At 45.7% G+C, this 22,806-nt stretch carries 23 protein-coding genes and 1 riboswitch; of the genes, 8 read left to right on the forward strand and 15 right to left on the reverse strand.

Features of this window, described 5'->3' with window-relative positions; genetic code table 11:
• Window positions 1-267 carry a DUF7710 domain-containing protein gene (locus tag FEN17_RS08265; RefSeq protein WP_138364792.1) on the forward strand — a complete coding sequence of 89 codons (267 nt, stop codon included), beginning with the start codon at window positions 1-3 and terminating at the stop codon, window positions 265-267.
• 92 nt (window positions 268-359) lie between these two features.
• Here FEN17_RS08265 and FEN17_RS08270 read toward each other — a convergent pair whose 3' ends face one another.
• From FEN17_RS08270 to ruvC, 5 genes are all read right to left on the reverse strand, one after another.
• Window positions 360-1,937 carry a DHA2 family efflux MFS transporter permease subunit gene (locus tag FEN17_RS08270; protein ID WP_138364793.1) on the reverse strand — a complete coding sequence of 526 codons (1,578 nt, stop codon included), beginning with the start codon at window positions 1,935-1,937 and terminating at the stop codon, window positions 360-362.
• Between the two features lie 33 nt (window positions 1,938-1,970).
• Window positions 1,971-3,080 (reverse strand): HlyD family secretion protein, encoded by a 1,110-nt coding sequence (locus tag FEN17_RS08275; protein ID WP_138364794.1) that lies wholly within the window; start codon window positions 3,078-3,080, stop codon window positions 1,971-1,973.
• A gap of 91 nt (window positions 3,081-3,171) precedes the next feature.
• A complete protein-coding gene (locus FEN17_RS08280; protein ID WP_229208734.1) occupies window positions 3,172-4,509 on the reverse strand; it encodes a TolC family protein in 1,338 nt (445 codons plus the stop codon).
• Window positions 4,487-5,110 (reverse strand): TetR/AcrR family transcriptional regulator, encoded by a 624-nt coding sequence (locus tag FEN17_RS08285; RefSeq protein WP_229208735.1) that lies wholly within the window; start codon window positions 5,108-5,110, stop codon window positions 4,487-4,489. Before FEN17_RS08285 ends, FEN17_RS08280 begins: the two co-directional genes overlap by 23 nt.
• Before the next feature lie 230 nt (window positions 5,111-5,340).
• Window positions 5,341-5,925: a crossover junction endodeoxyribonuclease RuvC gene (gene ruvC / locus FEN17_RS08290; RefSeq protein ID WP_138364796.1), complete on the reverse strand. Its 585-nt coding sequence runs from the start codon at window positions 5,923-5,925 to the stop codon at window positions 5,341-5,343.
• Between ruvC and FEN17_RS08295 the strand changes: the two genes are divergently transcribed.
• Window positions 5,924-6,928, forward strand: coding sequence for a lysylphosphatidylglycerol synthase domain-containing protein (locus FEN17_RS08295; RefSeq protein ID WP_138364797.1), 1,005 nt, complete (start codon window positions 5,924-5,926; stop codon window positions 6,926-6,928). The genes ruvC and FEN17_RS08295 overlap by 2 nt on opposite strands.
• Window positions 6,925-8,049: a glycosyltransferase family 2 protein gene (locus tag FEN17_RS08300; RefSeq protein ID WP_138364798.1), complete on the forward strand. Its 1,125-nt coding sequence runs from the start codon at window positions 6,925-6,927 to the stop codon at window positions 8,047-8,049. The genes FEN17_RS08295 and FEN17_RS08300 overlap by 4 nt, the downstream gene beginning before the upstream one ends.
• A gap of 75 nt (window positions 8,050-8,124) precedes the next feature.
• Here FEN17_RS08300 and FEN17_RS08305 read toward each other — a convergent pair whose 3' ends face one another.
• Window positions 8,125-10,227 carry a choice-of-anchor A family protein gene (locus FEN17_RS08305; protein ID WP_138364799.1) on the reverse strand — a complete coding sequence of 701 codons (2,103 nt, stop codon included), beginning with the start codon at window positions 10,225-10,227 and terminating at the stop codon, window positions 8,125-8,127.
• Window positions 10,228-10,608: 381 nt separating this feature from the next.
• On the reverse strand, window positions 10,609-11,427 hold the full coding sequence (locus FEN17_RS08310; protein ID WP_138364800.1) for an XRE family transcriptional regulator: 819 nt from the start codon (window positions 11,425-11,427) through the stop codon (window positions 10,609-10,611).
• 203 nt (window positions 11,428-11,630) lie between these two features.
• On the opposite strand from FEN17_RS08310, the gene idi reads away from it, so the two are divergent.
• A complete protein-coding gene (gene idi / locus FEN17_RS08315) occupies window positions 11,631-12,161 on the forward strand; it encodes an isopentenyl-diphosphate Delta-isomerase (protein ID WP_138364801.1) in 531 nt (176 codons plus the stop codon).
• A 107-nt stretch (window positions 12,162-12,268) separates the two neighbouring features.
• On the opposite strand, the gene FEN17_RS08320 is transcribed toward idi, so the two are convergent.
• The 5 genes from FEN17_RS08320 to FEN17_RS08340 all read right to left on the reverse strand — a co-directional run bounded on the left by FEN17_RS08320 (window position 12,269) and on the right by FEN17_RS08340 (window position 17,736).
• Window positions 12,269-13,405: an NAD(P)/FAD-dependent oxidoreductase gene (locus FEN17_RS08320; protein WP_138364802.1), complete on the reverse strand. Its 1,137-nt coding sequence runs from the start codon at window positions 13,403-13,405 to the stop codon at window positions 12,269-12,271.
• Entirely contained in the window at window positions 13,389-14,084 is a 696-nt protein-coding gene (locus tag FEN17_RS08325) for a methyltransferase domain-containing protein (protein WP_138364803.1), read from the reverse strand. The genes FEN17_RS08320 and FEN17_RS08325 overlap by 17 nt, the downstream gene beginning before the upstream one ends.
• Window positions 14,077-16,035, reverse strand: coding sequence for a UbiA family prenyltransferase (locus FEN17_RS08330; RefSeq protein WP_138364804.1), 1,959 nt, complete (start codon window positions 16,033-16,035; stop codon window positions 14,077-14,079). The genes FEN17_RS08325 and FEN17_RS08330 overlap by 8 nt, the downstream gene beginning before the upstream one ends.
• Before the next feature lie 15 nt (window positions 16,036-16,050).
• The gene (locus FEN17_RS08335; protein WP_138364805.1) at window positions 16,051-17,160 is read right to left on the reverse strand and encodes a glycoside hydrolase family 26 protein; all 1,110 of its coding nucleotides are present in this window, start codon (window positions 17,158-17,160) and stop codon (window positions 16,051-16,053) included.
• Between the two features lie 129 nt (window positions 17,161-17,289).
• The gene (locus FEN17_RS08340) at window positions 17,290-17,736 is read right to left on the reverse strand and encodes a hypothetical protein (protein ID WP_138364806.1); all 447 of its coding nucleotides are present in this window, start codon (window positions 17,734-17,736) and stop codon (window positions 17,290-17,292) included.
• Window positions 17,737-18,021: 285 nt separating this feature from the next.
• Between FEN17_RS08340 and FEN17_RS08345 the strand changes: the two genes are divergently transcribed.
• Both FEN17_RS08345 and FEN17_RS08350 read left to right on the forward strand, forming a co-directional pair.
• Entirely contained in the window at window positions 18,022-18,498 is a 477-nt protein-coding gene (locus FEN17_RS08345; protein ID WP_138364807.1) for an Lrp/AsnC family transcriptional regulator, read from the forward strand.
• Window positions 18,499-18,505: 7 nt separating this feature from the next.
• Window positions 18,506-19,456 carry an EamA family transporter gene (locus tag FEN17_RS08350; protein WP_138364808.1) on the forward strand — a complete coding sequence of 317 codons (951 nt, stop codon included), beginning with the start codon at window positions 18,506-18,508 and terminating at the stop codon, window positions 19,454-19,456.
• Between the two features lie 34 nt (window positions 19,457-19,490).
• On the opposite strand, the gene FEN17_RS08355 is transcribed toward FEN17_RS08350, so the two are convergent.
• Window positions 19,491-19,745, reverse strand: a complete 255-nt coding sequence (locus FEN17_RS08355; protein ID WP_138364809.1) for a hypothetical protein — start codon at window positions 19,743-19,745, stop codon at window positions 19,491-19,493.
• 140 nt (window positions 19,746-19,885) lie between these two features.
• Window positions 19,886-19,978, reverse strand: a riboswitch (SAM riboswitch).
• A gap of 135 nt (window positions 19,979-20,113) precedes the next feature.
• Window positions 20,114-20,533: an OsmC family protein gene (locus FEN17_RS08360; protein ID WP_138364810.1), complete on the reverse strand. Its 420-nt coding sequence runs from the start codon at window positions 20,531-20,533 to the stop codon at window positions 20,114-20,116.
• Between the two features lie 292 nt (window positions 20,534-20,825).
• Between FEN17_RS08360 and FEN17_RS08365 the strand changes: the two genes are divergently transcribed.
• Complete coding sequence (locus tag FEN17_RS08365) at window positions 20,826-21,374, forward strand: hypothetical protein (protein WP_138364811.1); 549 nt, start codon at window positions 20,826-20,828, stop codon at window positions 21,372-21,374.
• 79 nt (window positions 21,375-21,453) lie between these two features.
• On the forward strand, window positions 21,454-22,074 hold the full coding sequence (locus FEN17_RS08370; protein ID WP_138364812.1) for a DUF1684 domain-containing protein: 621 nt from the start codon (window positions 21,454-21,456) through the stop codon (window positions 22,072-22,074).
• A gap of 68 nt (window positions 22,075-22,142) precedes the next feature.
• Here the strand turns inward: FEN17_RS08370 and FEN17_RS08375 are convergent, their stop codons facing one another.
• The gene (locus tag FEN17_RS08375; protein WP_138364813.1) at window positions 22,143-22,673 is read right to left on the reverse strand and encodes a YcxB family protein; all 531 of its coding nucleotides are present in this window, start codon (window positions 22,671-22,673) and stop codon (window positions 22,143-22,145) included.
• Window positions 22,674-22,806 lie beyond the last annotated feature (133 nt).

Raw genomic sequence — 22,806 nt, forward strand, 5'->3', positions numbered from 1 at the left:
ATGGATATCTGGGTATTTCACGGAATCGCTGCTCAATTTGCTAGCGGAATATTTAGCTCGAAACAAAAAGCGGAAGAATGGATTTTAGAAAATAAACTTAGTGGAATTCTCACTTGGTACCCCATTGATACTGGGGTCTACGATTGGGCATTGGCAAATGAGTTTTTCGAAATCAAAAAACCCGAACAAAGATCATCAGGCTTTATCCAAAGATTTACAAGTGGCAGTCAAATGCATTTTCACTATGAGAATGGTCTGCTAGACTAGAACAGCTATCCAAGTTCAAATTTTTGAACTAAAACAAAAGAAGCTTCCCAAACCCGGGAAGCTTCTTTAATAACACTACTACACTTAAAATGTTAATGTGCTGCGGCGGAGGCGTCGACTTTGGCTTTTCCGCTTTTGGTCCAGAGGACGAAAGGGACGCAGATCAGGAACATCAGTCCGAGGTAGAGAAAAACGTCCATGTAGGACATTACCTGCGCTTGTTTCGAAACCGTGAAATCCAGGATTTTGTAGCCGCTGTTCAGGGCAATGTCTGGTGACATTCCTTTGGCCATGTATGAATGCTGCAAACCTTCAACTCGTTGCTGTACAGCTGGGTTGTTGATATCCAGCTTGCTGACGAGATCATTGCGGTGCATCATATTTTGTCGCGCAATGAATGTGGTGATCACTGCTACCCCGAAAGATCCGCCGAGTTGTCGCATCATGCCGGTAAACGCAGCCCCTTCGCCAATTTCACGTCCTTTTAAAGTCGATAATGCCAGCAGGGTGATCGGAACAAAGAGTAATCCCAATCCAATTCCCCGCACGATCAGCATATTAAAAAAGGCGTCTTTGCCGGTATCGGGCGTCAATATCAGGTATCCCCAGTAACTATATATAAAGAAGAATATCATCCCCAGCGCAACCAGGTATTGCTGCTTGACACCTCTTTGCAGAAGCTGACCCACGATCGGCATCATCATCGCGGTCACAATCGCGGCGGGTACCATCAGCATACCCGATTGCGTCGCCGTCCAGCCCAATGTGGCCTGGGTATAAAGTGGAATGATGAAAGTAGAGCCGTATAATCCGAACCCAAGGATGAAGGAAAGTACTGTCCCTACCCGCAAATTTCCATTGGACAATACCCGCAGATTAACAATCGGGTTTTTATACGTCCACTCTCGCCAGATAAAGAAGAAGAATGCAAAAACAGATGTTACTGTGAGAACAGTGATGATTTCATCGTTGAACCAATCTTCCTCCTGACCTTTTTCCAGCACATATTGTAAAGAACCTACGGCAAGCGCCAGCAAGAAAATCCCTATCCAATCGATTTCACTGGCCTTTTTCTTCTGAGAAAATCTTGGACTTTTTACAAATTGCAGCGTAAGCATCGCTGCGATCATACCCAAAGGAATGTTGATGTAAAAAATGTAAGGCCAGCTATAATTGTCCACGATGTAACCTCCAAGCGGCGGTCCCAATGTTGGTCCCACGATCACGCCCAAACCATAAATCGCCTGAGCCATACCTCTTTTTTCGGGTGGGTAACTTTCGGTGATCAGTGTTTGTGCAGTTACCAACAAGGCACCACCGCCCAAACCTTGGATCAACCTGAAAAACACCAACTCCCAAATGTTGTTGGCATTACCGCACAGAAATGATGCTACGGTAAAAATGATGATCGAGGCTGCAAAGTAATTTCTCCGTCCGAACTGCTGTGAAAGCCAGCTCGTCATGGGCACAATGATCACATTACCAATCGCATAGGCAGTAATCACCCAGCTCACTTCCGATAATGTACCGCCCAGGTTTCCGCGCATATCGTTCAGCGCTACGTTGACGATCGTCGTATCTACGATTTCCAGCAGGGCGCAAAGCACGGCTGTAATGGTGATGATCACCCTGCGGAAGCCGTATTCAACCAATGATTCCTGTAATTCCATTTAATATTGGTTTTAGAATCAATATCCTGATCCTTAGTTCAATTCAACATCCACGAACACATTCATACCGGGACGCAATGTGGAGATAAACTTGTCCTGCGGATTTTCAAACTCGATCCGTACCGGCAGTCTTTGAACCACTTTTACAAAGTTTCCGGATGCATTATCCGGAGGCAGCAGCGCAAAACGTGCACCGGTCGCTGGTGAGAATGAGGCCACTTTCGCATCAAATTCGTGATCAGGATATGCATCCACGTGAATCTTCACTTTCTGGCCCAGCTTCATTCTGGTCAACTGCGTTTCTTTAAAGTTTGCTACAACCCAAGGTTCTGAGGCCGAAATGATGCTGAAAAGCGACTGTCCTGCCTGCAGATACTGACCAAGCTGTGCATTCACTTTGGAAACGCGACCGTCGGTCGGTGCAGTAATTACGGTATAAGAAAGGTTGAGTTCTGCATTAGCGATCTCAGCCTGGCGTGCCTTAATGTTGGCATTCGCTACGCTGGTTTGTACCGAAGTAGCTTTGGTTTGCTTGCCGGCTGCTTTCGCCTGACGTTCTGCCGCACCTCTTTGTGCCTGTAATACAGCCAATTGACGTTCCGCAGTCTGTTTAGCCGCAGTAGCCTGCTCAAATTCCTGCTGTGTAATCGAATGGTCCTTGATCAGGTTTTCATATCTCGCATAATCCTGATTGGCACGCCATACATTCACTTTTGCCTGCTCAATCTGCGCATCAACCACCGAAATGTTGGCTTCATAAGTGATTCCGCTCGCAGCGGTTGCGTTCGTTGTTGCATTCGCTACTACCAGACTTCCTTCCGATCCAGCCAGACTTGCTTTGGCTTGTTCCAGTTTGATCAGCTGGTCGCGGTTATCGAGTACGATCAGCGTATCGCCTTTCTTCACTTCCTGGTTGTCTTTAACTCTGATCTCCGTCACGTAGCCGGAAATTCTCGGGATTACCGGGCTGATGTTCGCATCAATCTGCGCATCATCCGTTTCTTCATGGTGCTGTCCGTGGGTATATTTTGAAAATCCCCAGATCCCGCCGACGATCACCAGCACGGCCAGGATAATGACGAAGGTGTAACTCTTCTTTTTAGGTGCGGCTTCTGTTTCCACTGTTGCTTGCTTGGTTTCCATTTGTGGTATTCAATTAATTTTGAATGAGTGATTTAGTGAATGAGCGAGTGAATGAATTCCTTTTACGCACTTACTCATTCTTTGATTTAGTTTAGTTGATAACCCCTGCGACTTGTTCTAATTTTTTATAAGCGACAACCGCGTCGGCTTTGGCCGATTCGTAATCGATGCGGGATTGTACCTGCGCCACGTCCGCATCCAGCAGATCGGTGGTGGTTACCAGGCTGTTATCATATTTATTTTTAGTAATCCGATAGTTTTCGCTGGCTTGCTCTACGGCTTTGGCATACACATCAATTTTTCTTTTACTCAAAACATAATTGTAGTAAGCGGTATTGATTTCCAGATGAACCCTGTCGAGAATGATCGCCTCATTGGTTTTCAACTGATAAGCTTTCGTTCTAGCCTGAGCAATTTTCGCGCTTGATTTCCAAAGCGATGCCACGTCATATTTGACACCTATACCTGCATTCACCGCATTGGGCACCGTAACAACTCCGGGGATGCTCAACGCCACATACCCCGCGGTCAGCGCCACACTTGGGTACATATCCGCTTTTGCGACGTGAATGTCGGAGTCCGCAGCTTTCTGGCGGATGCCGTTTGCAGCAATGTCCTTCCGGTGAGAAAGTGCCGTCTGCTCCCACTCAGCAGCATTTCCTTCCTCTTTCAAAGTCAGGAAGCTGGCCGAATCCGCCTCAATCGCCGTACCTTCCGGCAGGCCGAGCATCAGGTTCATATTAATGGTGGTGATTTTCAGATCGTTCTCTGCATTTAGAAGCGCCAGCTCCACATTCGATTGCTGCAATTGCGCCTTCATCAGATCGTTACGGGCCAGAATTCCGTTTTTCTCACGATTTGTAAAATCCTGCACACGCTCCTTTTCGCGTTCCAGGTTCTCAGCAACCAGGTTCACCGATTTTCTTGCTTTATATAAATTTCCGTAAGCAGCCACCGCATTCTGCACCACAGCTTGTTTATCATTATCAGCGTCCAGCTTGGCAGCTTGTTGCAGATATTTGGCAGATTCAATGCCATACTTAAACCGGAAGCCCGAGAAAAGCGGCAGAGATGCGCTCGCCATCCCGTACATTGCCTGATGTACAGCAGGGAAGCCTCCTGATTTTGTGGTATCGCTGCTTTCCTGATTGGTTTTCAGGTTAATGTTCGGCGTGTTGACGCGCAGGTAAGATGCAGATATGCTAAATCCCGGCAGCTGGTTTTCTTTGATCTGACGGATTCCGAGTGTGGCCAGATCAATGTTAGACTGGCTGAGCTTCAATTGCTTACTATTTTTCAAACTCATTTCAATGGCCTCTTCGAGCGTAATGGTGCGTGCGGTCTGGGCAAATGAATGAGTCGTGGTCACCAGCCAGATCAATCCGGCGGATACCCACATCATTCTTCTAACTTTCGATGCGGTGTTCATTTGTAACTGTCGATTTAAATAAACTTTTCAGGTGTTGGCTAAGTTTGCGTTTGAGATATCGCTGGAAGTCCTCCTCGCTCATGGATTCCAGGTTGTTGATTTTCTTGTAAAAATCCTGCGTTGCGATGGCATAATTAATCGTGCCATATAATGTGGTGGACATCAGCCCCATATCGATATTTTTCCGGAAAACCCCGGCGTCCTGCCCCTCGTTGATCAGCCGCTGCATTAGCTCCATATTCCGGAGTTTCAAGCTTAAAATGTATTCGGAAATGATGGGTGTGCGCTCGGAAGAAAGCTGCTCGCGCAGCATAATGTTATGGAAGCATTGATTTCCCATCAATCTGTCTATCACGCTGTCGATCAAAATGTTGATCTTTTGCATCGGTACCAGGTCCTCATCCATCAGCAAGGTTTCGAGCCTGGATCTTGACTGGTTCATCCGGAGCTGGAAAAGCGCTTCGATCAGCTTTTCCTTCGAACCGAAATAGTAGGAAATCATCGAAACATTCACGTCAGCTTCCTGCGCAATGTCCCGCACCGAAGTTCCTGCAAAACCCTTCTGAGCAAATAACTGCTCCGCGACCTCTATAATTTGCAATTGTTTGGCGTTGTATTCCATTTAACCTTCTCATTAACAGTTATCTTTTTTTCGTTTTTTGTTAATGACAATGCAAAAGTAAAATACCCTAAAACAAAAATCAAACGTTTGTTTGATTTAATTAAACAAACGTTTGATCCGTAGAAGTATTTATTGGATAAGTACCATTAAAATTTTTTAATGTCCGAAAATGTAGACACCAGAGGAAATCGGAAGGAAGTTGCTTGTGTCTATTTTACGCGGTCAGGATTCTCACTGACGAACGCACCCCAGCCGCCCTTCTTGGCTTTTTTGGCTGTGCCGGTTGAAGAAGCTGCCGGAGAATTGGCGTGGTATTGATGGCAAATCGCGATGGCAATGCCGTCGGTAGCATCCATAAATTCGCGGCTCAGCTCCATTTTCAGGATCTTTTCTAGCATGTAGGCAACCTGCTCTTTGGAAGCATTTCCACTTCCCGTCACAGATTGTTTTACTTTCTTGGGGGAGTATTCGACGATCGGAATGTTGCGGGACAATGCGGCGGCCATCGCTACCCCCTGCGCCCGGCCAAGTTTCAGCATCGATTGTGCATTTTTGCCGTAGAACGGATCCTCAATCGCCATTTCATCCGGCAGGTAGTCTTCGATGAGCTGCGTCAGACGCTCAAAGATTTTCTTTAACTTCAATTCGTGGCTGCTATATTTGCTCAGATGAATCACACCGTACTGAACAAGGGTAATTTCCTGACCTCTTACCGAGATCACGCCGTACCCCATCACCTGCGTACCGGGGTCAACTCCAATAATCACCTTCTCGGAAATCTGCGTTTTGATCATGGTGCAAGATAACGAACTCTCCCCGCCAAAAGAAAAATCAAGCCGCCGTAACCTGCTCTGGGCAGCCAAGCTGATCATCACCATCCTGATCCTGGCCTACATTTACCGCACATTCCAAAATGAGCAAAAAGGCGTCGGGGATATCAGTAAAGTTTTGCTTAACCTTTTTTCTCTCAATCATTTACCGAAAATCATAGCTGTTCTGCTCCTCGTCCCCGTCAACTGGGCGCTGGAAAGCCTGAAATGGAAAACGCTGGCCCAAAAAGTGATGGAACTCAGCTTCTGGGACGCTTTCCGCGGTACATTAACCGGCCTGGCGGTGGGTGTAGCAGTACCCGCGCAGCTAGGCGACACCATCGGTCGCATCGCTTCATTAAAATCCGACCGGCGACTCGAAGCGATTGGCGCTGCGCTGATTTCCAACGGTATACAGTTTTACGTTTCCGTTTTCTTCGGCGCGCTTGGCTGGATGCAGGTAAGGGAGCAGCTCAACATTCCGACAGTTACCAAACAAGTTTTAGACATTTTACTCATCATCATCCTGATCCTGGGTGCGCTCGCCACACTTTTCCGAAAACCTTTAACCGACTGGCATCCCACAAAACCCATTTTTATCACAATCCACTCCTATCTCCGAATAGCGGGCAGCTACACCCCGGCTGAGATCGGCTTATCCGCTTTATTCGGCGCATTGCGGTACCTCGTTTTTCTGACGCAGTTCATACTCATCCTCTCACTTTTCGATTTTTCAGTGAGCATGATCGACCAGTTCGCCTGCGTTTCGCTGATTTTTTTGGCAAAAACATTGATACCGGCCGTCAATGTGCTTGGTGATTTGGGTTTACGGGAATTCACCGCGCTGGTCGTTTTTGCATCGTTTAATTTACCTCCCGAAAAGATCATCGCCGCCACTTTTCTGGTGTGGATCATCAATGTACTCGGACCTATCCTGATTGGCATTTTTCTGATCTGGAAGTACAAATGGAAACAGATCAGATTATGAGCATTTGGATCTGCATTCTTATCGGCAGCTACGCCATTTTTACCTTGGCCCTCACTTTTTTATGGGTTAAAATAAAACCGGCGCCGGGAAATAGCGACCTATCCGGCGTCAGCTTTACAGTGATTATTCCGGTACGGAACGAAGCTGAAAACATTGGCGCACTGCTCGAAGATCTAGCCAATCAGACATTTCCGAATAAACAATTCGAAGTACTGGTCATGGATGACAGCTCCACAGATTCCACGCGAGAAGTGGTTAATGACGTCATTTCCAGGACACATTGCGACATTAAGCTCATCGCCCTGCCCAACATTCCCACCACGTCACCGAAGAAACGCGCCATCGAAACCGCGATCCAGCAGGCAAAAGGAAATCTGATCGTCACCACGGATGGCGATTGCCGAGTAAAACCGGGCTGGCTGCACGCAATCGCCAATTTTTATATGGAAACCGGCGCAAAACTGATCAGCGCTCCGGTCACTTTTTCCTCCGAAAAAACCTGGACAGACCATTTACAAATCGTTGAATTCGCCAGCCTGATCGGCAGCGGCGCCAGCGCAATTTCAGCGGGATATCCGTCCATGTGCAACGGCGCAAATCTGACTTATCAAAAAGAAGTTTTTTTCGAGGTCAATGGTTTTGAAGGCGTCAGGCACATTGCCTCGGGCGACGATGAATTTCTGATGCATAAAGTAGCAGCACGTTTTCCGGGTGGCGTGAAATTCCTAAAAGACGCGGACGCCGTCGTAAGTACCGGCGCACACGACAATTGGGCGTCGTTTTTCCGGCAGCGAAAACGCTGGGCGAGCAAGTGGAAACATTACAAAAGCCGCACGCCGCTTATACTCGCGCTCTACATTTTCCTATGCAATTTTACACTTCTTTTGAGCGGAATCCTCTGGCTGTCAGGGTTTTTATCATTTAACTCCCTCCTGCTGATTATTGCGCTTAAATGCGTCCCCGAGTGGTTTTTCCTGGGCAGTGTTTTGAGTTTTCTGCAAAAACCCAGATCTATCTTCTACATTCCGGTCACGCAAATTTTCTATCCCCTATATGTCTGCTTTTTCGGTCTAGCTGCACAAAAGCCTGAGTATGAATGGAAAGGCCGCAAGCTGGTTTGACTGTCCGGAACAAAAAAATTGCCCGCAAACTTTGCAGGCATTTTAAGAGTCACATAACGCTATATAAGATCAAACTTATTTTTTGAGCAACTTGGAAGAATATTTTCCTTCCTCGTTGACGACATTCACAATGTAAAGTCCCTGGGTAAAAGCCTGCACATTCACGGTCAGCTCGGTTTCATTTTTGCCTGGGTTTGCCTGGAAAACCTGCTTACCCGCCTGGGAGAATATTTCCACTTTTTTCAGCGGCGAGAAGCTTTTTACATTTACCTGGTCCTGGGTTGGATTTGGGTAAAAATCCACCACGAGGCGGCTCTCGCAAGTTCCGGCATCCACGCTGCGGATTGCGCTATATTCAAACCTCCCATCAGTATCAACTTGTTGCAGACGATAGTAGTAAGTTTTCGCGGCCACGGTTTCCGATCCGAAAGGAGAGTCAGCAAAACTGTACTGGCTTTGCGCCGGGTTGTAATCCACCTGCGTCAGCAGGCTGAATGTTCTTGCATCCGACGAACGTTCCACAACAAAGTGCGAGAAATCTTTCGCTTCCGTCACCGCCCATTTCAGGTTCACATCACAATTTTTCTTTTCAGCAGTGAAATTGGCCAATGTTACCGGTAATGTGTTGCCCGGAGGAGGACTCGTGTAGCAGCTGCCGGCCGATTCGGGATATGTAATGCTGATGGTTTTCCATGGATCCACCGTTAACCGGATGGTTGCGCCGGCATTTTTCAACGAACTGAAACGGTCAACCACTTCCACCCATTTGCCGCCCTGCTTCTCCCATCCCGGCCACGCTGTACCGCTTCCGTCGCTGCCGATCGCCGCGCCAGGGAACAAAATGCTTCCGGTCAGCTCCTGATTATTGTCTTCCTGGATCACTTTTCCCTCAGAATCAATCCATTCGATTTTCGCCTTCTTGCCTTTCACATCGTAATTGGGAGTAATCGTATAGTCCAGGTAAGGCGCATTTTTGAAGCATTTCGAGTTTGCTACCACCTCGATCGCATTTTCAACCGGTTTGGTCACAGTGGGGATAAATGGCCAAAAGTGGATTTCATGACCGTCGTGATCGAAGGATTTTGCGATAACCTGACCATTCAGGTTTCCATTATTTTTCTTGAAAACATCCGCTTGTGGCGCCAGAATTGAACCGAAGATCACATTGCCTTTCAAAGTCAGCGACTTGGTAGCGTCAGGAAAGTTGTAAACAATGTAAGATGCCTTTGGATCGTCCAGACCGCCTACATTTGGGAATTTCAGATCGCTGTTTCCGCCATTATTTGCGCATAAAGTCGGGAAGTCAACAATATTGATAATGAGACCAAACTTACCGCCGGAATTAGCATATTGTGTGTCCGTTGTACCCAGAGAAGGTCCGGAAGGCACATTTTTGAAATTGATATTATTAATGCTATTCCAAACCGCAGCCGAAACCGTCAGCACATTGATGGCATTTGGATCCACTTGAATCACCGGGTTTTGGTCGAAAATACCTGTCGTCAGGTAAGGCCCCACTTCTGCGCCGGGGATCGGCTGTCCATTTTCTTTCAGGATCGGCAGGTTGTCAGGAAGATCTTTCAACTGGCCTGACGCTTTGATCAGCTGGATAAATGCTGCGTCCACATCAATTTGTCCGGTGCCGGATCCAAAAACATTCTCAAATACCGGGTTGTTGGAAGGTCCAACCTTGTAGCCAGACTTGAAGCTGCTGACATTTGAATTAATAATAAAATTGGGATTGCTATCGAAACCGCCATTTGCATCCGTGATACGGATGGTCGATTCGGCACCATTGTTGTCTGTATACCAGACTTTTAAGTTTGTCAAGCCGGAGGTGTTCGGGGTACCATTTCCGATCTTGACGTAATTATTACCATCTACTTTCAGTGATCCGTTGTTCATCTTTACCCCGCCGCGTACAGCCAGGCCGATGGATACGCCGTCTACAAAATATACACCGTTGCTTTTATTGAATGTAATCTGATAATTTCCATTCTGGTACAAATTCCCTCCGACGGCCACGGGGCCTTCAATTTCGTTGGGAGCTACGGTAAGATCGCCTTTTGTGAAAATGTTAAATCCTAATGCGGGTGCGGTGGGGCTCTGAGCCTGAGCCTGATAAGTGCCTAGTACAGAGCAAGCAAGTGTGTAAAGCAGTAAAAATTTAGAGGACATTGTCGAGTCGAGTTTTTATTTCTCGACGAAATTATGTCCCCTCAAAAAATTAGATATTCTTTTTGTGACCAGTTCTTGGAACTTTGGGGTAATAAAGGAAAAATCAGGGGTTATATGATTACCTAAATTGCACTAAATCAATATAGTACGCAGCAAAATCGGGAATTTCATCTAATATGTTTATCAAGAATATTTTATATCTGCAGTCAACTATTCTACAAAATACTCCGTAAAAACAGCACAGATACCGAATATTCTTGTACTCTTTCGACAGCGTCGCACCAAATTCTTCCTTTAACCCAAATTTAACAAGAGAATTAAGGGCTATTAATCCAAGACGAAAAATTGAAGAATTTTAAGACAGAAAACGGCCTCCTACAATTATTTGGACGATGTACGGCCCCTGATTTCTTTGATCTCGTTCTGCATTTCCTGCAACATGCGCATCAACTGCTGCATATCGGACTGCGGCTCTGGCAACTCCTTGCTATGGAAACTGTAATACTCCCAAAGCTCGATCACCTCAGAAATAGGTACGGTGTAGGCAAAATATTGCTTGTTAAATGATTGCAGCAGCAATGTTCCGTCCTTATTAATCGTCACTTGCTTGAAAACAAAGTCCTGGTCCCCTTTTAAAATACAGATACACGGTGTTTCCGGCTTTAAAGAAGTCCAATCCTGCACGTATCGGGTAATAATGTCCGCGCCCTCAGGTACTGGCAGCATGGAATCACCTACTGTGGGAAACATCCTGAATGTGCCGTTTTTAGGAACCGTAGGCAAATTAAACCTGGGTAAAGCGGAAAGAAACTCAGGATCGCTGTATCCCGAGCGGTACCCGGCTTTGGCGTGCACCGGCACATATTCAATGTTCTCATTCTCGTCCTTATCGACCGTAATCGCGAGCACGCGCACCTGGCTGCCTTTCATAAAAAGCTCGCTTCCATCCTCCAAGTCCTTGATTTTCTGTTCCGAAAGCTTGGTAAGATCGATTTTTAATATGCTGTCGATACTCATCCGGAAGAATTCGGAAAAGTTAATCAGGTCGTCGACGGTGGGATTGGCTGTCCTGCCGCTTTCATGCGCATTCAATTTTACCCTGCTGATACCGAGCTTTTCAGCCAATGCTTCCTGGCTGAGCCGTTGACGAAGACGAAGAAACTTAATGTTAACCGACCAAAATATATCCTGAGCGCCCATAATGTTGATATTTACAAAATCAAATATAAGATATTTATAATATCAAAAATCAAAAGACAAAAATATTTTTTGCTTAAAATATTGCTTCTCATGCGTTTGTAGAATCCGCAGGGCATTAGTTTGACCTTTTGCGACGTTTTTTTGTTGTCAAATCAATGGCCGTCCTGCTCGTGCCGGTACGCTAAGCCCCAAACTCCTATTATATGAATGATCAGGTTGTACTTGTAGATGAAAATGACTTGGCTATCGGCCTGATGCCCAAGCTGGAAGCCCACCAAAAAGGTCTCCTGCACCGCGCATTTTCGGTTTTTATTTTCAATTCGAAAGGCGAAATGTTGCTTCAACAGCGTGCATTCGGCAAATATCACTCAGAGGGCTTATGGTCGAACACTTGCTGCAGCCATCCTTTTCCCGATGAACCGACCGAGGAAGGCGCTGTCAGACGATTGGCGGAAGAAATGGGCATACGTACCGATTTGCACTTTCTTTTTGCATTTCAATACTGTGCAGATCTGGAAAACGGGCTCACAGAAAATGAATATGACCATGTTTTTTGGGGAGTTTCGGATGCAATTCCAAACCTTGACCCGCTGGAAGTGAGCGACTACCGTTATGTAGCAGCTGAAACTTTGAAAACGGATATGCAAGCACACCCGGAAAATTATACGGAGTGGTTTAAAATCTGTCTTGATGAAGTTTTATCAAAGATCGAGTCGCAAAAGTCGGGTTTGTAAATAGTTTGTCTGGGCAACATTCCTTTCATAAACATTCGTGACACTTTCCCTCCGATCAAACCACAAAAATTCCGGCTTTTACCCCAAATAGTTTGTAGAAGTCCATTTCAGAAAGGCTCGCCGTGCGTCAGGGACACCAGCGTATTAGTCAATCCTGGCAGGTGCGCCAAGGTGCGGAGCGCCAAATCCGTCGTCCATTTTTTGCCAAATAAGCCTTGCAAATAATAGCCTGCGGTGATTCGCGAGAGAAATGCTTTGTTCCAGGCAGCCTTATAATGTTCGCGGGCTTCTTCTTTGGTTTGCTTCTTCCCAAAATATAAGGTTAACTCAGCCTCCAGCAACTTAGAGGCGCGCATTGCCATACTCATCCCGTTTCCACAGAGCGGCGTAATCGATCCTGCGGCGTCGCCCAGCAGAAACGCACCATTTAAGTCTGTATGCTTCTTACTGAACTGTACATTGCTGATAATCAGCGGCTGATCATAAATAAATTCCGATTCTGTAAAGTAAGTTTTCAAAAAAGGATTCCGATGGAGAATGTGCCTTTCCATTTCCTTCACATTCTTTCCATGCGCCCGCAAGTTTTTCGCGGTTGTCAGATAGCACAGGCAATGCCAGTCCTGATCCACTTTTGAGATACCGCAATAACCGTCCTGGAAATTGTGCAGCTCGATGCGATTGGCGGCTAAGTTACTCTTAATGTGATACTTAACACCAATATAATTAGCCGAGTCTAGCTCTTTCCCTGCATCCTGACCACCCATGAAATTCGGCGTATATTTTCCATAACTTCCACAGACCGCCTTTGCACGAAAATCACCCAGATTTGTCTGGACCTGATGAAAACCCGTCCCGAAATCCTGCTGATTGCGCACTTTACAGTTTTGCAAAACAGTCACACCCTTTTTCTCCGCGATTTGAAAAAGATAATTGTCGAGACTGTATCGGCTAATCCCAAAGCCGCCCAATTGCAAATCATGTTCGAGCATAAATCCCCGTTCCGAGCTGACTCCCAGTTTATTAATGATCGGAAGGTTCAGAGATTCAAAGGGTAACCCGAGCTCTTTCAGAAAATCGCGGCTCTCTAACGAAATGTACTCGCCGCAAACTTTATGGAAAGGATAGGTATTTTTTTCAAAAAGTATGACGGAAAAATCCTTGTCCGCGAGCTGGATAGCCAGGCACAAACCGGCGAGCCCGCCGCCAATGATCGCGCAATGGTAAGGATTATCCTGCATTTCCATAGATGATCACTTCATGCCTGAATGCCCATTTATTACGGATGGAAAAGGTTTTTACGCCCGCATCCTTAATAATTTCCTGCCATTCTTTTTTCTTAAAACCCCGCAAAACCGAGAGCGGCGCATCATTCTTGACGAGGTAGGATTTTGAAAAAAGCTTTGTCAGCCATTTAATAGAATAGTAAGCCAAGGGATTGCGTTCCAGATCGTTGATCACTAAAACCGAGCGATGTTGCAATGTGAAATGCATCAGTTCAATTAGCTGCTCTTTATTCAAATGATGGCAAAAAAGACAGGCGTGAATGATATCGACTTCATGTAAGTGATTGAACAACTGGCGGTAATCGTCGCAAATCAATGTTACCGATTTGCCTTTCAGATTTTCTGTGGCGTACTCAATGCAGACTGGTTTGAGATCTACGCCGTACAGATTAAGATCGAAATTTGCTTTGGCATTCCAGTTGGCAATCCGTTTCAAGGTATCTCCGCCGCCGCAGCCAATGTCGGCTAAAATGTATGGCTGGCCTTTTTTCAAAACCTTTTTTAAAGCTGCAAATGAAATGTTATATCCTCCCAGCCAGTGGTTTATGAAATCCAGCTCTCGTAAATTCTGAAACAAATCTTCGGCAGGTATCTCGTCCTGGTCCAAGAGTTCTTTCTCGCCGCTCCTTGTTTTAAACATACCGGAGCTGCATGGTTTCAATGCTCAGCCCGGGGCCGAATGCAGCAGCAAAAATCCGGTTGCCTTTATGCTCCGGCTTGGCTTTTTCGACTAATTCCTTCAAAACAAATAGCACCGTCGGCGAAGACATATTGCCATAATTTTTGAGCACATTATAAGTCGGCATCAGCAAACATTTATCCAGTTCGAGCGCCGCCGCGAAATCGTCCACAATCCGCTTTCCACCAGGATGCACCGCCCAATGCTTGAAATCGTCCGGATTTAAGCCTGTCGCCGACATCATCGGTTTGATGTTTTTCCGGATCAGATCGGGAACGTAGGAAGACAGGTTCATGATAAAACCCGTCTCAGAAAGCCGCCAGGCCATATCCGAGTAGCCATTGTGCAAGATCATCGAATTAAAACCATCGATCTCCACCTTGTGCAAACCTTCGCCCGAAGGCTTTGAATCGACCAAAACTGCTACCGAGCCGTCGCCAAAAAGCAAGTTCGAAAGTAGGTAGTCATCATTATATTGTTTCTGAAAATGAATCGAGCAAAGTTCGGTGCATACCACCAGCACCCGCGCGTTGGGTTGACTTCTGCAAATCGCATCCGCATTTTTCAATGCTATCACCGCAGCATTACAGCCCATAAAATTAACGCTGCTGCGCTGGATAGTCGGCTTTAATCTTAGCTCTCGCATCAATTCCACGTCCAGCCCGGGCGCAAAAAGTCCTGTGCAAGTGACTGTGATCAAGTGCGTAATGCTATTTTTAATCTCTTCAAAACCGTGGATTTTCTCGATAGCTTTCCGGGAAAGCCGGGTAGCTTCCTGCTGGTAAACTTCCATGCGCTTGGTAAGGCTTGGTTCGGGAAGCAGGTCGGCGGATTTGTTGAAGAAATTGAAATCCTCATGCTTTTTGTCAAAATCAGCAAGCACCGAGTAGCGCTTTTCGATACCGGTTTTTCCGGCAACAATTTTGATCTTTCTCTTATTCGTAATGTCGTCTGTGGATCTGATGTAAAAGTCGGAAAGGGCTTCCTGCGAATAGCAATAGTCGGGAACGGCAGTTTCAATAGCTGATAGGTAACTCAAAGGATTTCTGTCGATAATAATTAGTACAAGGAAACAACCATTCATGCATATTGCCGCGACCCAGTTCATCCGCATGGTATTTCGAAAATTGGCCTGCGTGCGGTCCTTCCAAACCAGGAAGAGCCAGTATCCAAAATAGGCTACAATCGGGATGAAGAATACCTGGACGATGTAAAAAATCATTCCAAGGTCCCTTTCCGTAAAGTACAAATAATAAAATACATTACAGAGCAAGAACATCAACCCGGTGAACAGAAAAGTGCCCAGATAGCCCAGTTTGTAACTTAATGTGACAATTCCGTCTTTCAAATCCTGCCGGTGCTGGTAGATCTGCGTGAGCGGATAAGCCCCCGCGATCTGGAATGTGCAGCCAAGTAGGACATATATATTTGCCTGATTGAGCCGCAGTCCGGCACCGGAAACCCCGGCGATCGACATGTAATACGTAAACGCGCCCTGAAAGAATGCCACCGTTAAAAAACCGACTACCGGATACTTTTTCAGCCGCACTTGTCGCGAGCTGTAAGCCCGCGAAGCCAGAATGTACAGCACCAGACAAACCGCGAATAATGTATTTACGAAAATCAGGGACAAAACGGTTGCCAGGGTATCCAAAAAAAGTGTGAGGTAAAATAAATGGATCGTAGGCATCGGCGGTTTTTCGAGCCCGCCGATGCTCTCTTCATCCTTATCAACAAAACTGTTATACCCATTACTAGCAGGATAAACCAGCAAATGAATGATCAGAAACGCCCACAATGCCTGCCGGTGCACTACCGTTTCTGCCTGACTATAAGCAAATAAAAACAGCGGCATCAGGAAAAATGAAAACGGAATGCGGAGTAATTTGATGGTATTGCGGTCGATGAGCATGGCCCGGGAGGTTGATCATTTGTAAATATCCTTCAAATCCTTTTCAAAAAGCGTGTAAGGATCATTGTAGAATTTCACAAAATCAGGCGCGCTCACCTGCTCGGGAAATGGGGCGTAATAATGTGTGGGACTTTTGGTATCATTCCGCCAGACGAGTACGTAGGACAAATTGAGTTTTTCGGCGGTCAAGGTTTTTAGTAATGTCTCAGTCCACCAGGTTGGATTTGGAATGCTTTCAAGGCCCGTTTCTGTGAATGCTGCGAGTTTACCGGCTTTCTTGGCATAGGCGGAAACGATTTTCAGTTTTTTAAGACCAGCTTCCAGGTTATATTTTCCATCGCGGCCAAAGTCGCCGTAATTGTCCATCCCTACCATATCTACCCACTCGTCGCCGGGGTATCTTTCCAGGAATTCGGGTTCGGAGTTGAATTTATTGTCGGGCGAAAAAGCGTAAATGAAGTTATGAATATTCACGCTATCACGCAGATAGGAAACCGTAAATTGCCAGACGGCTATAAAATCTTCCCTCGAAGTGTGTCCTTTCCCCCACCAGAACCAGTCACCGTCAAATTCATGGAAAGGTCTGAAAATCATCGGCGCCAGTGTGCCATCTTTTGCTTTCACGGAATTTGCGAGGTTGCCAATCGTTTTCAAAGTTTTCTTGTAGGCCTCATGATGCGAGCCGCCGGGCTTGATCAGTGCCATCGCGGCCACCGAAACCGAGTCTTTCCAGTAAAAACCGCCTCCCGAAGCCGGGTTTGCAAAATGCCAGGCGACCGTCGTGATGCCGCCCCGGGTATATGTATCCAATATGTTTTTGCGTAATGCTTCCGCTGTTCTTACAATCTCAGCTTCCGGCCGCCCCGACAACCCCATAAAATCCACCCCGATCACCGCCGGGTGCGACCCCGTCACCGATTTCACATCCGAACGCTCCTCATCCCCTACCCAGCCGTGCCCATACTCTGTAGCATGCTGGTGCCCGAACAGGATGTGGTCTTGGGCCAGCATTCCAAGGTTTTTGTATAATGCTTTGGTTTCCTTTGTCGCGTTTTTGTCGATTTGAGCGAAGGCAAGGGATTGAAAAATCAGGAATAGGGAAGCGGAAAGCAGGAGTCGATTCATAATGTGCTTCGTTTGGTTCAGGTGTCTGCAAATATGGAAATTATTTGTTGTGGAGAATAAATTTTGGGCGATAGACATAAAAAAAGCGGATATGCTTTCGCATACCCGCCGACGGTGTGTGTGAACAAATTAGTTATCCAGGTTTGCTACTTTAAGTTCTCCATAAGCAGTGCTTCCGTTGCTCAGCTTGGCGTAAGCTTTGTAGTGCACTTTCTTCACGTCTGGATCAAAGGTTCTTGTATTGATATGTACATCCAGATTGAAAGGCTCAGTGAATTTTATAAGATCATGGACCGCTGCATCCAACACTGGAATTTGTCCGGGAGGAGTAAACAAGTCCTCACTGAAAAATACGATTCCATACTCGGTGATCGGCACCGTTCCGAGTGTAGAAAATTGAAGACTAAATGTCACTGTCCTGTTTGTTACAGCTGGATTTAATGTCGTAATCCTTGCCGGTACCGGCCGCTCAGGAACAACGTGGTCCTGGCAGGAAAAGCTCATGGCAAATAGTGATAGGAAAAGCGCCGATGACAAAACGAATAGTCTGGCAACTGGGAAATTTTGCTTCTTCATTGATTTAAGAAATTGTTGTGAGAAACAATTTTACAGAAAATGGATTGCAAGATTTTCAACCAAGACTCCCGGAAAGGCCGTCAATTATCTATCGGCAGTCTGACAATTATTCTGCGGTCGTAAAACAGTCGCTAAAACAGACATGAGTATTTCACCTAAGCCACACCGCCGACAACGTATCTATTCCGAATTTTTTTAAAAAATATATAGAATAAGATGAACGTTCAACGCCAAATTCACTGTTATGGCGAATATAATTCAATAATGAACCCATAAACCCGAATAATGACAGCTCCTGAACTGGTACTCGATAAAATCGATCTAAACATTCTCCGGATCATACAGGAAAATGCGCGTATGTCGAATGCAGACCTGGCGCGGGAGCTGGAAATGGCCCCTTCTGCCGTACTGGAAAGGGTGAAGAAGCTGGAACAAAAGAACGTAATCACGCAATATACAACCCGCATTAATCCGGCAGCTTTGCGGCAAACATTGCTCGCTTTTATTTTTATGAGATCCTCCGAGGGGATTGGCAGCAATGTTACTACCAAAGAGCTGGCGAAAATCCCGGAAGTTCAGGAAGTACACCACATTGCGGGCGATGATTGCTATCTCGTGAAAGTCAGGACAACCGACTCGGCCTCACTCATGGAATTGATGCGCAACTCATTCAGTAAAATTCCCAATATCCTTTCCACGCGAACTACCATCGTGCTGGAAACCGTGAAAGAAGAACAACTTTTAGTAATACCAGAAAAATAGCCTGGCCATGGCAACAGAAAACAAAACACCGTCTACACTTATCGTGGCACTTGCATTTGCCACGGTTTACATTGTTTGGGGCTCTACTTACTTCTTCATTCAGAAGGCGTTACACGGCCTACCGCCATTTTTTCTGGGCGCATTCCGGTTTATTATCGCTGCTCTTTTAATGCTGGGTTGGAGCTTGTCCCAGGGTGAAAAAGTATTTTCCTATAAAATTGCCAAACCGGCTATCATTACCGGTTTGCTGCTGCTTTTTGTTGGAAATGGCGTGATTATCTGGGTGGAGCAATTTTTGCCGAGTGCCATGGTGGCGATCATGGTGTCATCAGCGCCGCTGTGGTTTGTGCTGCTGGATAAACCAAAATGGACAGAAAATTTCAGCAACAAAACTACTATTATCGGCCTCCTGATCGGTTTTGCCGGGGTGATCCTGCTGTTTTATGAAAAAATTGTAGCTACCATGTCCTCCCTGAACAGTTCCCGCGATTTGTTCGCAATGGCACTGGTAGTCATCGGGTCGATGGCCTGGGCGGGTGGTTCGCTTTATTCGAAATACAATTCGGTCTCCAATTCGGCGACGGTCAATTCCACCTGGCAAATGTTTGCGGCGGGCGTGGCTTTCATCCCTGGCATTTTCCTCTCGGGCGAATCAAAAACGCTTGACCTGGCCAGTGTACCCGCCGACGCGTGGATGGCTACGGCGTATCTGGTGGTTTTCGGATCGATTGCTGGTTTCAGCGCTTATGTGTGGCTGCTGAAAGTGCAGCCAGCCACAAAAGTGAGCACGTATGCTTACGTTAATCCGGTGGTAGCAGTGATTCTAGGCATGTTTTTCGCCGGCGAGTCGATCATACCTTTGCAGATCTCCGGCCTGATCATCATTCTCGGAAGCGTCCTGCTGATCAACCTGCGTCACTACCGCAAACCGAAGCCCACGGTTTCCAGAACCTACTGATTGATAACAGCACATTAAGGGTTCCAAATTAGCCTTAACAGGACAGAGCTGTACTTGGGACCCTCTCAACCTGAGATATATCACCATTCCTTCTGATCAAGACGACAATCTGCTCGAAATCTATCATTTGCGTCACTTCAAACGCAATGATACCCACGAAGCTTTTGCCGCTGTGATCAAAATTGAGGTGCTTGATTTTCGCTCCCTTAACGGATTCTACAATCGTTGTGATTTTGTGAAGGCTCACTGCATTACGGTAAATGATCCTTAACAGAAAGATGTTTTTCATTTGATTGTTGATTATGTTGATTGTTTTTTCCAAACACATTTTGAGATCGACAGAAAAAGTTTGCTGCAAACCTCCCGCGCTGCTTTTCAGACAGTTGACGGTCATTTTCCAATACAATTCAATCCGGTGGTTGGATATCAGATTTATCGATAGAATTAGGTTGGGGCACCTTGAAAGTCTCAGGTTGCCAGAAGATCATAGAGCCTAACCTCTCCCTTCCTTCTTTATAAATCTACTAATTCGATAGACAAAGATGTTTTGAAATTTTTTAAGATGCAAGCATATCTTAAAAAAAACATCACTGAAAACATCGGCCAGCAATGTTAACAGTGATGTAGGAATTAATGCGTGTTGTGAATACTTAAACGTCAGATCAGCTCAGCATTCATGGTGATCTCCGCATTCAGCAGCTGCGAAATCGGACATTCTTTTTTCGCCTTGTCAGCAATCTCCGCAAATTTTTCAGCAGAAAGATCAGGCACTTTGGCTTTCAGTTCGATGGCGCTTTTTACGATCTGGCCTTTTGCAGGATCCAGTGAAATGGTAGCAGTTGCATCCAGTTCGTCGGCCGTAAAACCTGCTGCATTCAATTCGAAGGCAAGTTTCATCGCGAAGCAGCCAGCGTGTGCTGCGGCAACCAGTTCCTCAGGGTTGGTTCCTTTGCCATCGGCGAAACGGGTGTTGAAAGAATATTGGGTATTTTCAAGGACAGTGCTTTGTGTACTGATGGTACCAGTACCCTCTTTTCCAGTACCTTTCCAAACGGCTGTGGCTTTACGGTTAATCATATCCGGTTTTTTAAATTTTTAAAAGTTGAAGAAAAAACATGCTTGATGCGATGAAAAGTAACATCTATCTCCCATCTACGCAAATTATTATAGTATTAACAGAAACAATAAACTGCTATCGATCTCTGTTCCAGACTATGCCGGTTGCACTCCGGCCGACCGGTTTTGTTTTGTCGCGGGCATTGATTTAGTTAATGTTCGTTAATGGCGGGGGTATCATTAAACTTCATGGTCGTACCTCAATCTAAAACCATATTTTTAAAACCAATTCACATTTTAATTTAGCACAATCATGAACAAAAAACTCATCCCCCTACTGCTTGTTTTAGTAGCCATCTTTCAAGGCTGTCGCGGTCCCGAAGGACCTCCGGGACCTGAGGGTGGAAGCGTAGATATCGTGGGCACGACTTTTGATCTCACAGGCGTGAACTTCACTGCCGATCAGGACTATCAGTTTGGATTGACTTACGCTGCGGCGAAAGTCAAAGTTTTGGAGTCGGACGCCGTGCTGGTTTACATTCTTTGGGGAACTGTTAAATCCGAAGGTCAGGACGTAAATGCTTACAGACTATTGCCTCAGACAGCTTTCTTCACAAATGGCGGTATTTTAACCTATAATTTTGACCAAACGAAAAACGACTTCTCGATTTTCCTTGATGGTAATGTAAACAGAGCGACGCTGTCTGATGATTATACCAAAAACCAGGAATTCCGCATCGTAGTGGTACCAGCGGATTTTGCAGCCCGAACAAACGGAACGGTTGATTTCAAAGATTACAATGCAGTGGTGAAGCATTTTAACATTGACGAGTCCAAAATCAGAAAGATTTCGGCACAATAATCAGAATAAAGTGTATTTTTAAATTTATCAAATCCGGCGGCTAGCCGTATCGCTATCCGCCGGGTTGCTTTTCCAGATTATGAAAAACATTTTTTGCACACTTTTTTTATTGACCCTTACGGCATCGCTGCTGTTCGCACAGAATTTTGCCAGCGAAACCGAAGCTTTTAGAAAAAACTACCGGGACGAATTTTTGCATACGTCCAATTCGCCTTTGAAAAAGGATGACTTAAGGTATCTGCAATTCTTCGAGCCGGACTCTAATTATAAAGTGGTAGCAAAATTTGAGCGGAAAAGAGGCCAGTCTTTTGAAATGCCAACATACAGCGGCGTTAACAAAACCTACGTACGATACGGCGTGTTGAAATTCCGCGTAAATGGCCGGAGACAAACATTGAATGTTTACCGAAGTTTAAGCCTTCAATCGGTTGCCAAATACAAGGATTACCTTTTCATTCCTTTTAAAGACAAGACCAACGGACAAATATCTTACGGCGGCGGACGCTATATTGACCTGAAAACGACCGACTTGAAGAACAACACCTACGTACTTGATTTTAACAAGGCTTATAACCCCTACTGCGCATACAGCGACGGCTATAATTGCCCGATCCCGCCAGCTGCCAACCACCTTTCGGTGGAGATCAACGCCGGGGAGAAAAAATTCGGCAAGGAACATGAAGCCGCAAGCCTTAAATAACATTGTAATTCACAACACACAAAAAAAACCTGATTCTTCCGAATCAGGTTTTTTTACTTCTTATCTTTTTATTTCTTCTCCTCGACCTTCTCAGATTTCAAAATTTCTTTTTGCTTTAATATCCGCTCAAAAACCTTGATATCGTGCTCGGAAGTAAAAATCGAAAATGGTAAATGCAGGAACTGCCCTTTTGAAATCACCAGCACGTAAGCGTCTTCATCTTTGTAACCTTCCATAATCTGCTCCCATTTCATTACGCTCCCTTCTTTCTGGTTGAGCTTCATCAGGATCTGGCGGTTATCAATTTCGTATGAAAACTTCTCGAACATCGGCTTGTATTGCGCCAGCTGGGTGATACCCGTAAACTGGACCAGCCAGAAAAGTACATATAATATAGAGGCTACGACGACGGTAATGTAAATCCAAATGTTGGGATAAACGTCGGTAAGGTTCAAAACAGCGTTGATCAGGAGCAGCGCCAGGGGCACCATAATCCATTTCAATTGTGTCTTGAAAAAATAACGCATGGCCAGGCTAATATACTTCTTGGTAGGTAGTGCGTATTTTTTAGTACGAACCGCAGCCGGGTTCGTGGGCATTTGATAGACGGGTTGATGTTTGTTTACCGAAACTTTGGCCATAACTTGATTTAGAATTAACTATTCGGGTTTTTCAGGATTTGTATCCATAATCTTCCGAAAAATGAAGTGCAAATTTAGAAAAAAGCGGGCG

The organism is Dyadobacter luticola, assembly GCF_005860805.1.
GTDB classification, from domain to species: Bacteria; Bacteroidota; Bacteroidia; order Cytophagales; family Spirosomataceae; genus Dyadobacter; species Dyadobacter luticola.

Bases quoted from the DNA above. Each gene is read 5' to 3' on its own strand.
- FEN17_RS08265 (WP_138364792.1), top strand. From the start codon at position 1: ATGGATATCTGGGTATTTCACGGAATCGCTGCTCAATTTGCTAGCGGA.
- FEN17_RS08270 (WP_138364793.1), bottom strand. From the start codon at position 1,937: ATGGAATTACAGGAATCATTGGTTGAATACGGCTTCCGCAGGGTGATC.
- FEN17_RS08275 (WP_138364794.1), bottom strand. From the start codon at position 3,080: ATGGAAACCAAGCAAGCAACAGTGGAAACAGAAGCCGCACCTAAAAAG.
- FEN17_RS08280 (WP_229208734.1), bottom strand. From the start codon at position 4,509: ATGAACACCGCATCGAAAGTTAGAAGAATGATGTGGGTATCCGCCGGA.
- FEN17_RS08295 (WP_138364797.1), top strand. From the start codon at position 5,924: ATGGTGCAAGATAACGAACTCTCCCCGCCAAAAGAAAAATCAAGCCGC.
- ruvC (WP_138364796.1), bottom strand. From the start codon at position 5,925: ATGATCAAAACGCAGATTTCCGAGAAGGTGATTATTGGAGTTGACCCC.
- FEN17_RS08300 (WP_138364798.1), top strand. From the start codon at position 6,925: ATGAGCATTTGGATCTGCATTCTTATCGGCAGCTACGCCATTTTTACC.
- FEN17_RS08305 (WP_138364799.1), bottom strand. From the start codon at position 10,227: ATGTCCTCTAAATTTTTACTGCTTTACACACTTGCTTGCTCTGTACTA.
- FEN17_RS08310 (WP_138364800.1), bottom strand. From the start codon at position 11,427: ATGGGCGCTCAGGATATATTTTGGTCGGTTAACATTAAGTTTCTTCGT.
- idi (WP_138364801.1), top strand. From the start codon at position 11,631: ATGAATGATCAGGTTGTACTTGTAGATGAAAATGACTTGGCTATCGGC.
- FEN17_RS08320 (WP_138364802.1), bottom strand. From the start codon at position 13,405: ATGGAAATGCAGGATAATCCTTACCATTGCGCGATCATTGGCGGCGGG.
- FEN17_RS08325 (WP_138364803.1), bottom strand. From the start codon at position 14,084: ATGTTTAAAACAAGGAGCGGCGAGAAAGAACTCTTGGACCAGGACGAG.
- FEN17_RS08330 (WP_138364804.1), bottom strand. From the start codon at position 16,035: ATGCTCATCGACCGCAATACCATCAAATTACTCCGCATTCCGTTTTCA.
- FEN17_RS08335 (WP_138364805.1), bottom strand. From the start codon at position 17,160: ATGAATCGACTCCTGCTTTCCGCTTCCCTATTCCTGATTTTTCAATCC.
- FEN17_RS08340 (WP_138364806.1), bottom strand. From the start codon at position 17,736: ATGAAGAAGCAAAATTTCCCAGTTGCCAGACTATTCGTTTTGTCATCG.
- FEN17_RS08345 (WP_138364807.1), top strand. From the start codon at position 18,022: ATGACAGCTCCTGAACTGGTACTCGATAAAATCGATCTAAACATTCTC.
- FEN17_RS08350 (WP_138364808.1), top strand. From the start codon at position 18,506: ATGGCAACAGAAAACAAAACACCGTCTACACTTATCGTGGCACTTGCA.
- FEN17_RS08355 (WP_138364809.1), bottom strand. From the start codon at position 19,745: ATGAAAAACATCTTTCTGTTAAGGATCATTTACCGTAATGCAGTGAGC.
- FEN17_RS08360 (WP_138364810.1), bottom strand. From the start codon at position 20,533: ATGATTAACCGTAAAGCCACAGCCGTTTGGAAAGGTACTGGAAAAGAG.
- FEN17_RS08365 (WP_138364811.1), top strand. From the start codon at position 20,826: ATGAACAAAAAACTCATCCCCCTACTGCTTGTTTTAGTAGCCATCTTT.
- FEN17_RS08370 (WP_138364812.1), top strand. From the start codon at position 21,454: ATGAAAAACATTTTTTGCACACTTTTTTTATTGACCCTTACGGCATCG.
- FEN17_RS08375 (WP_138364813.1), bottom strand. From the start codon at position 22,673: ATGCCCACGAACCCGGCTGCGGTTCGTACTAAAAAATACGCACTACCT.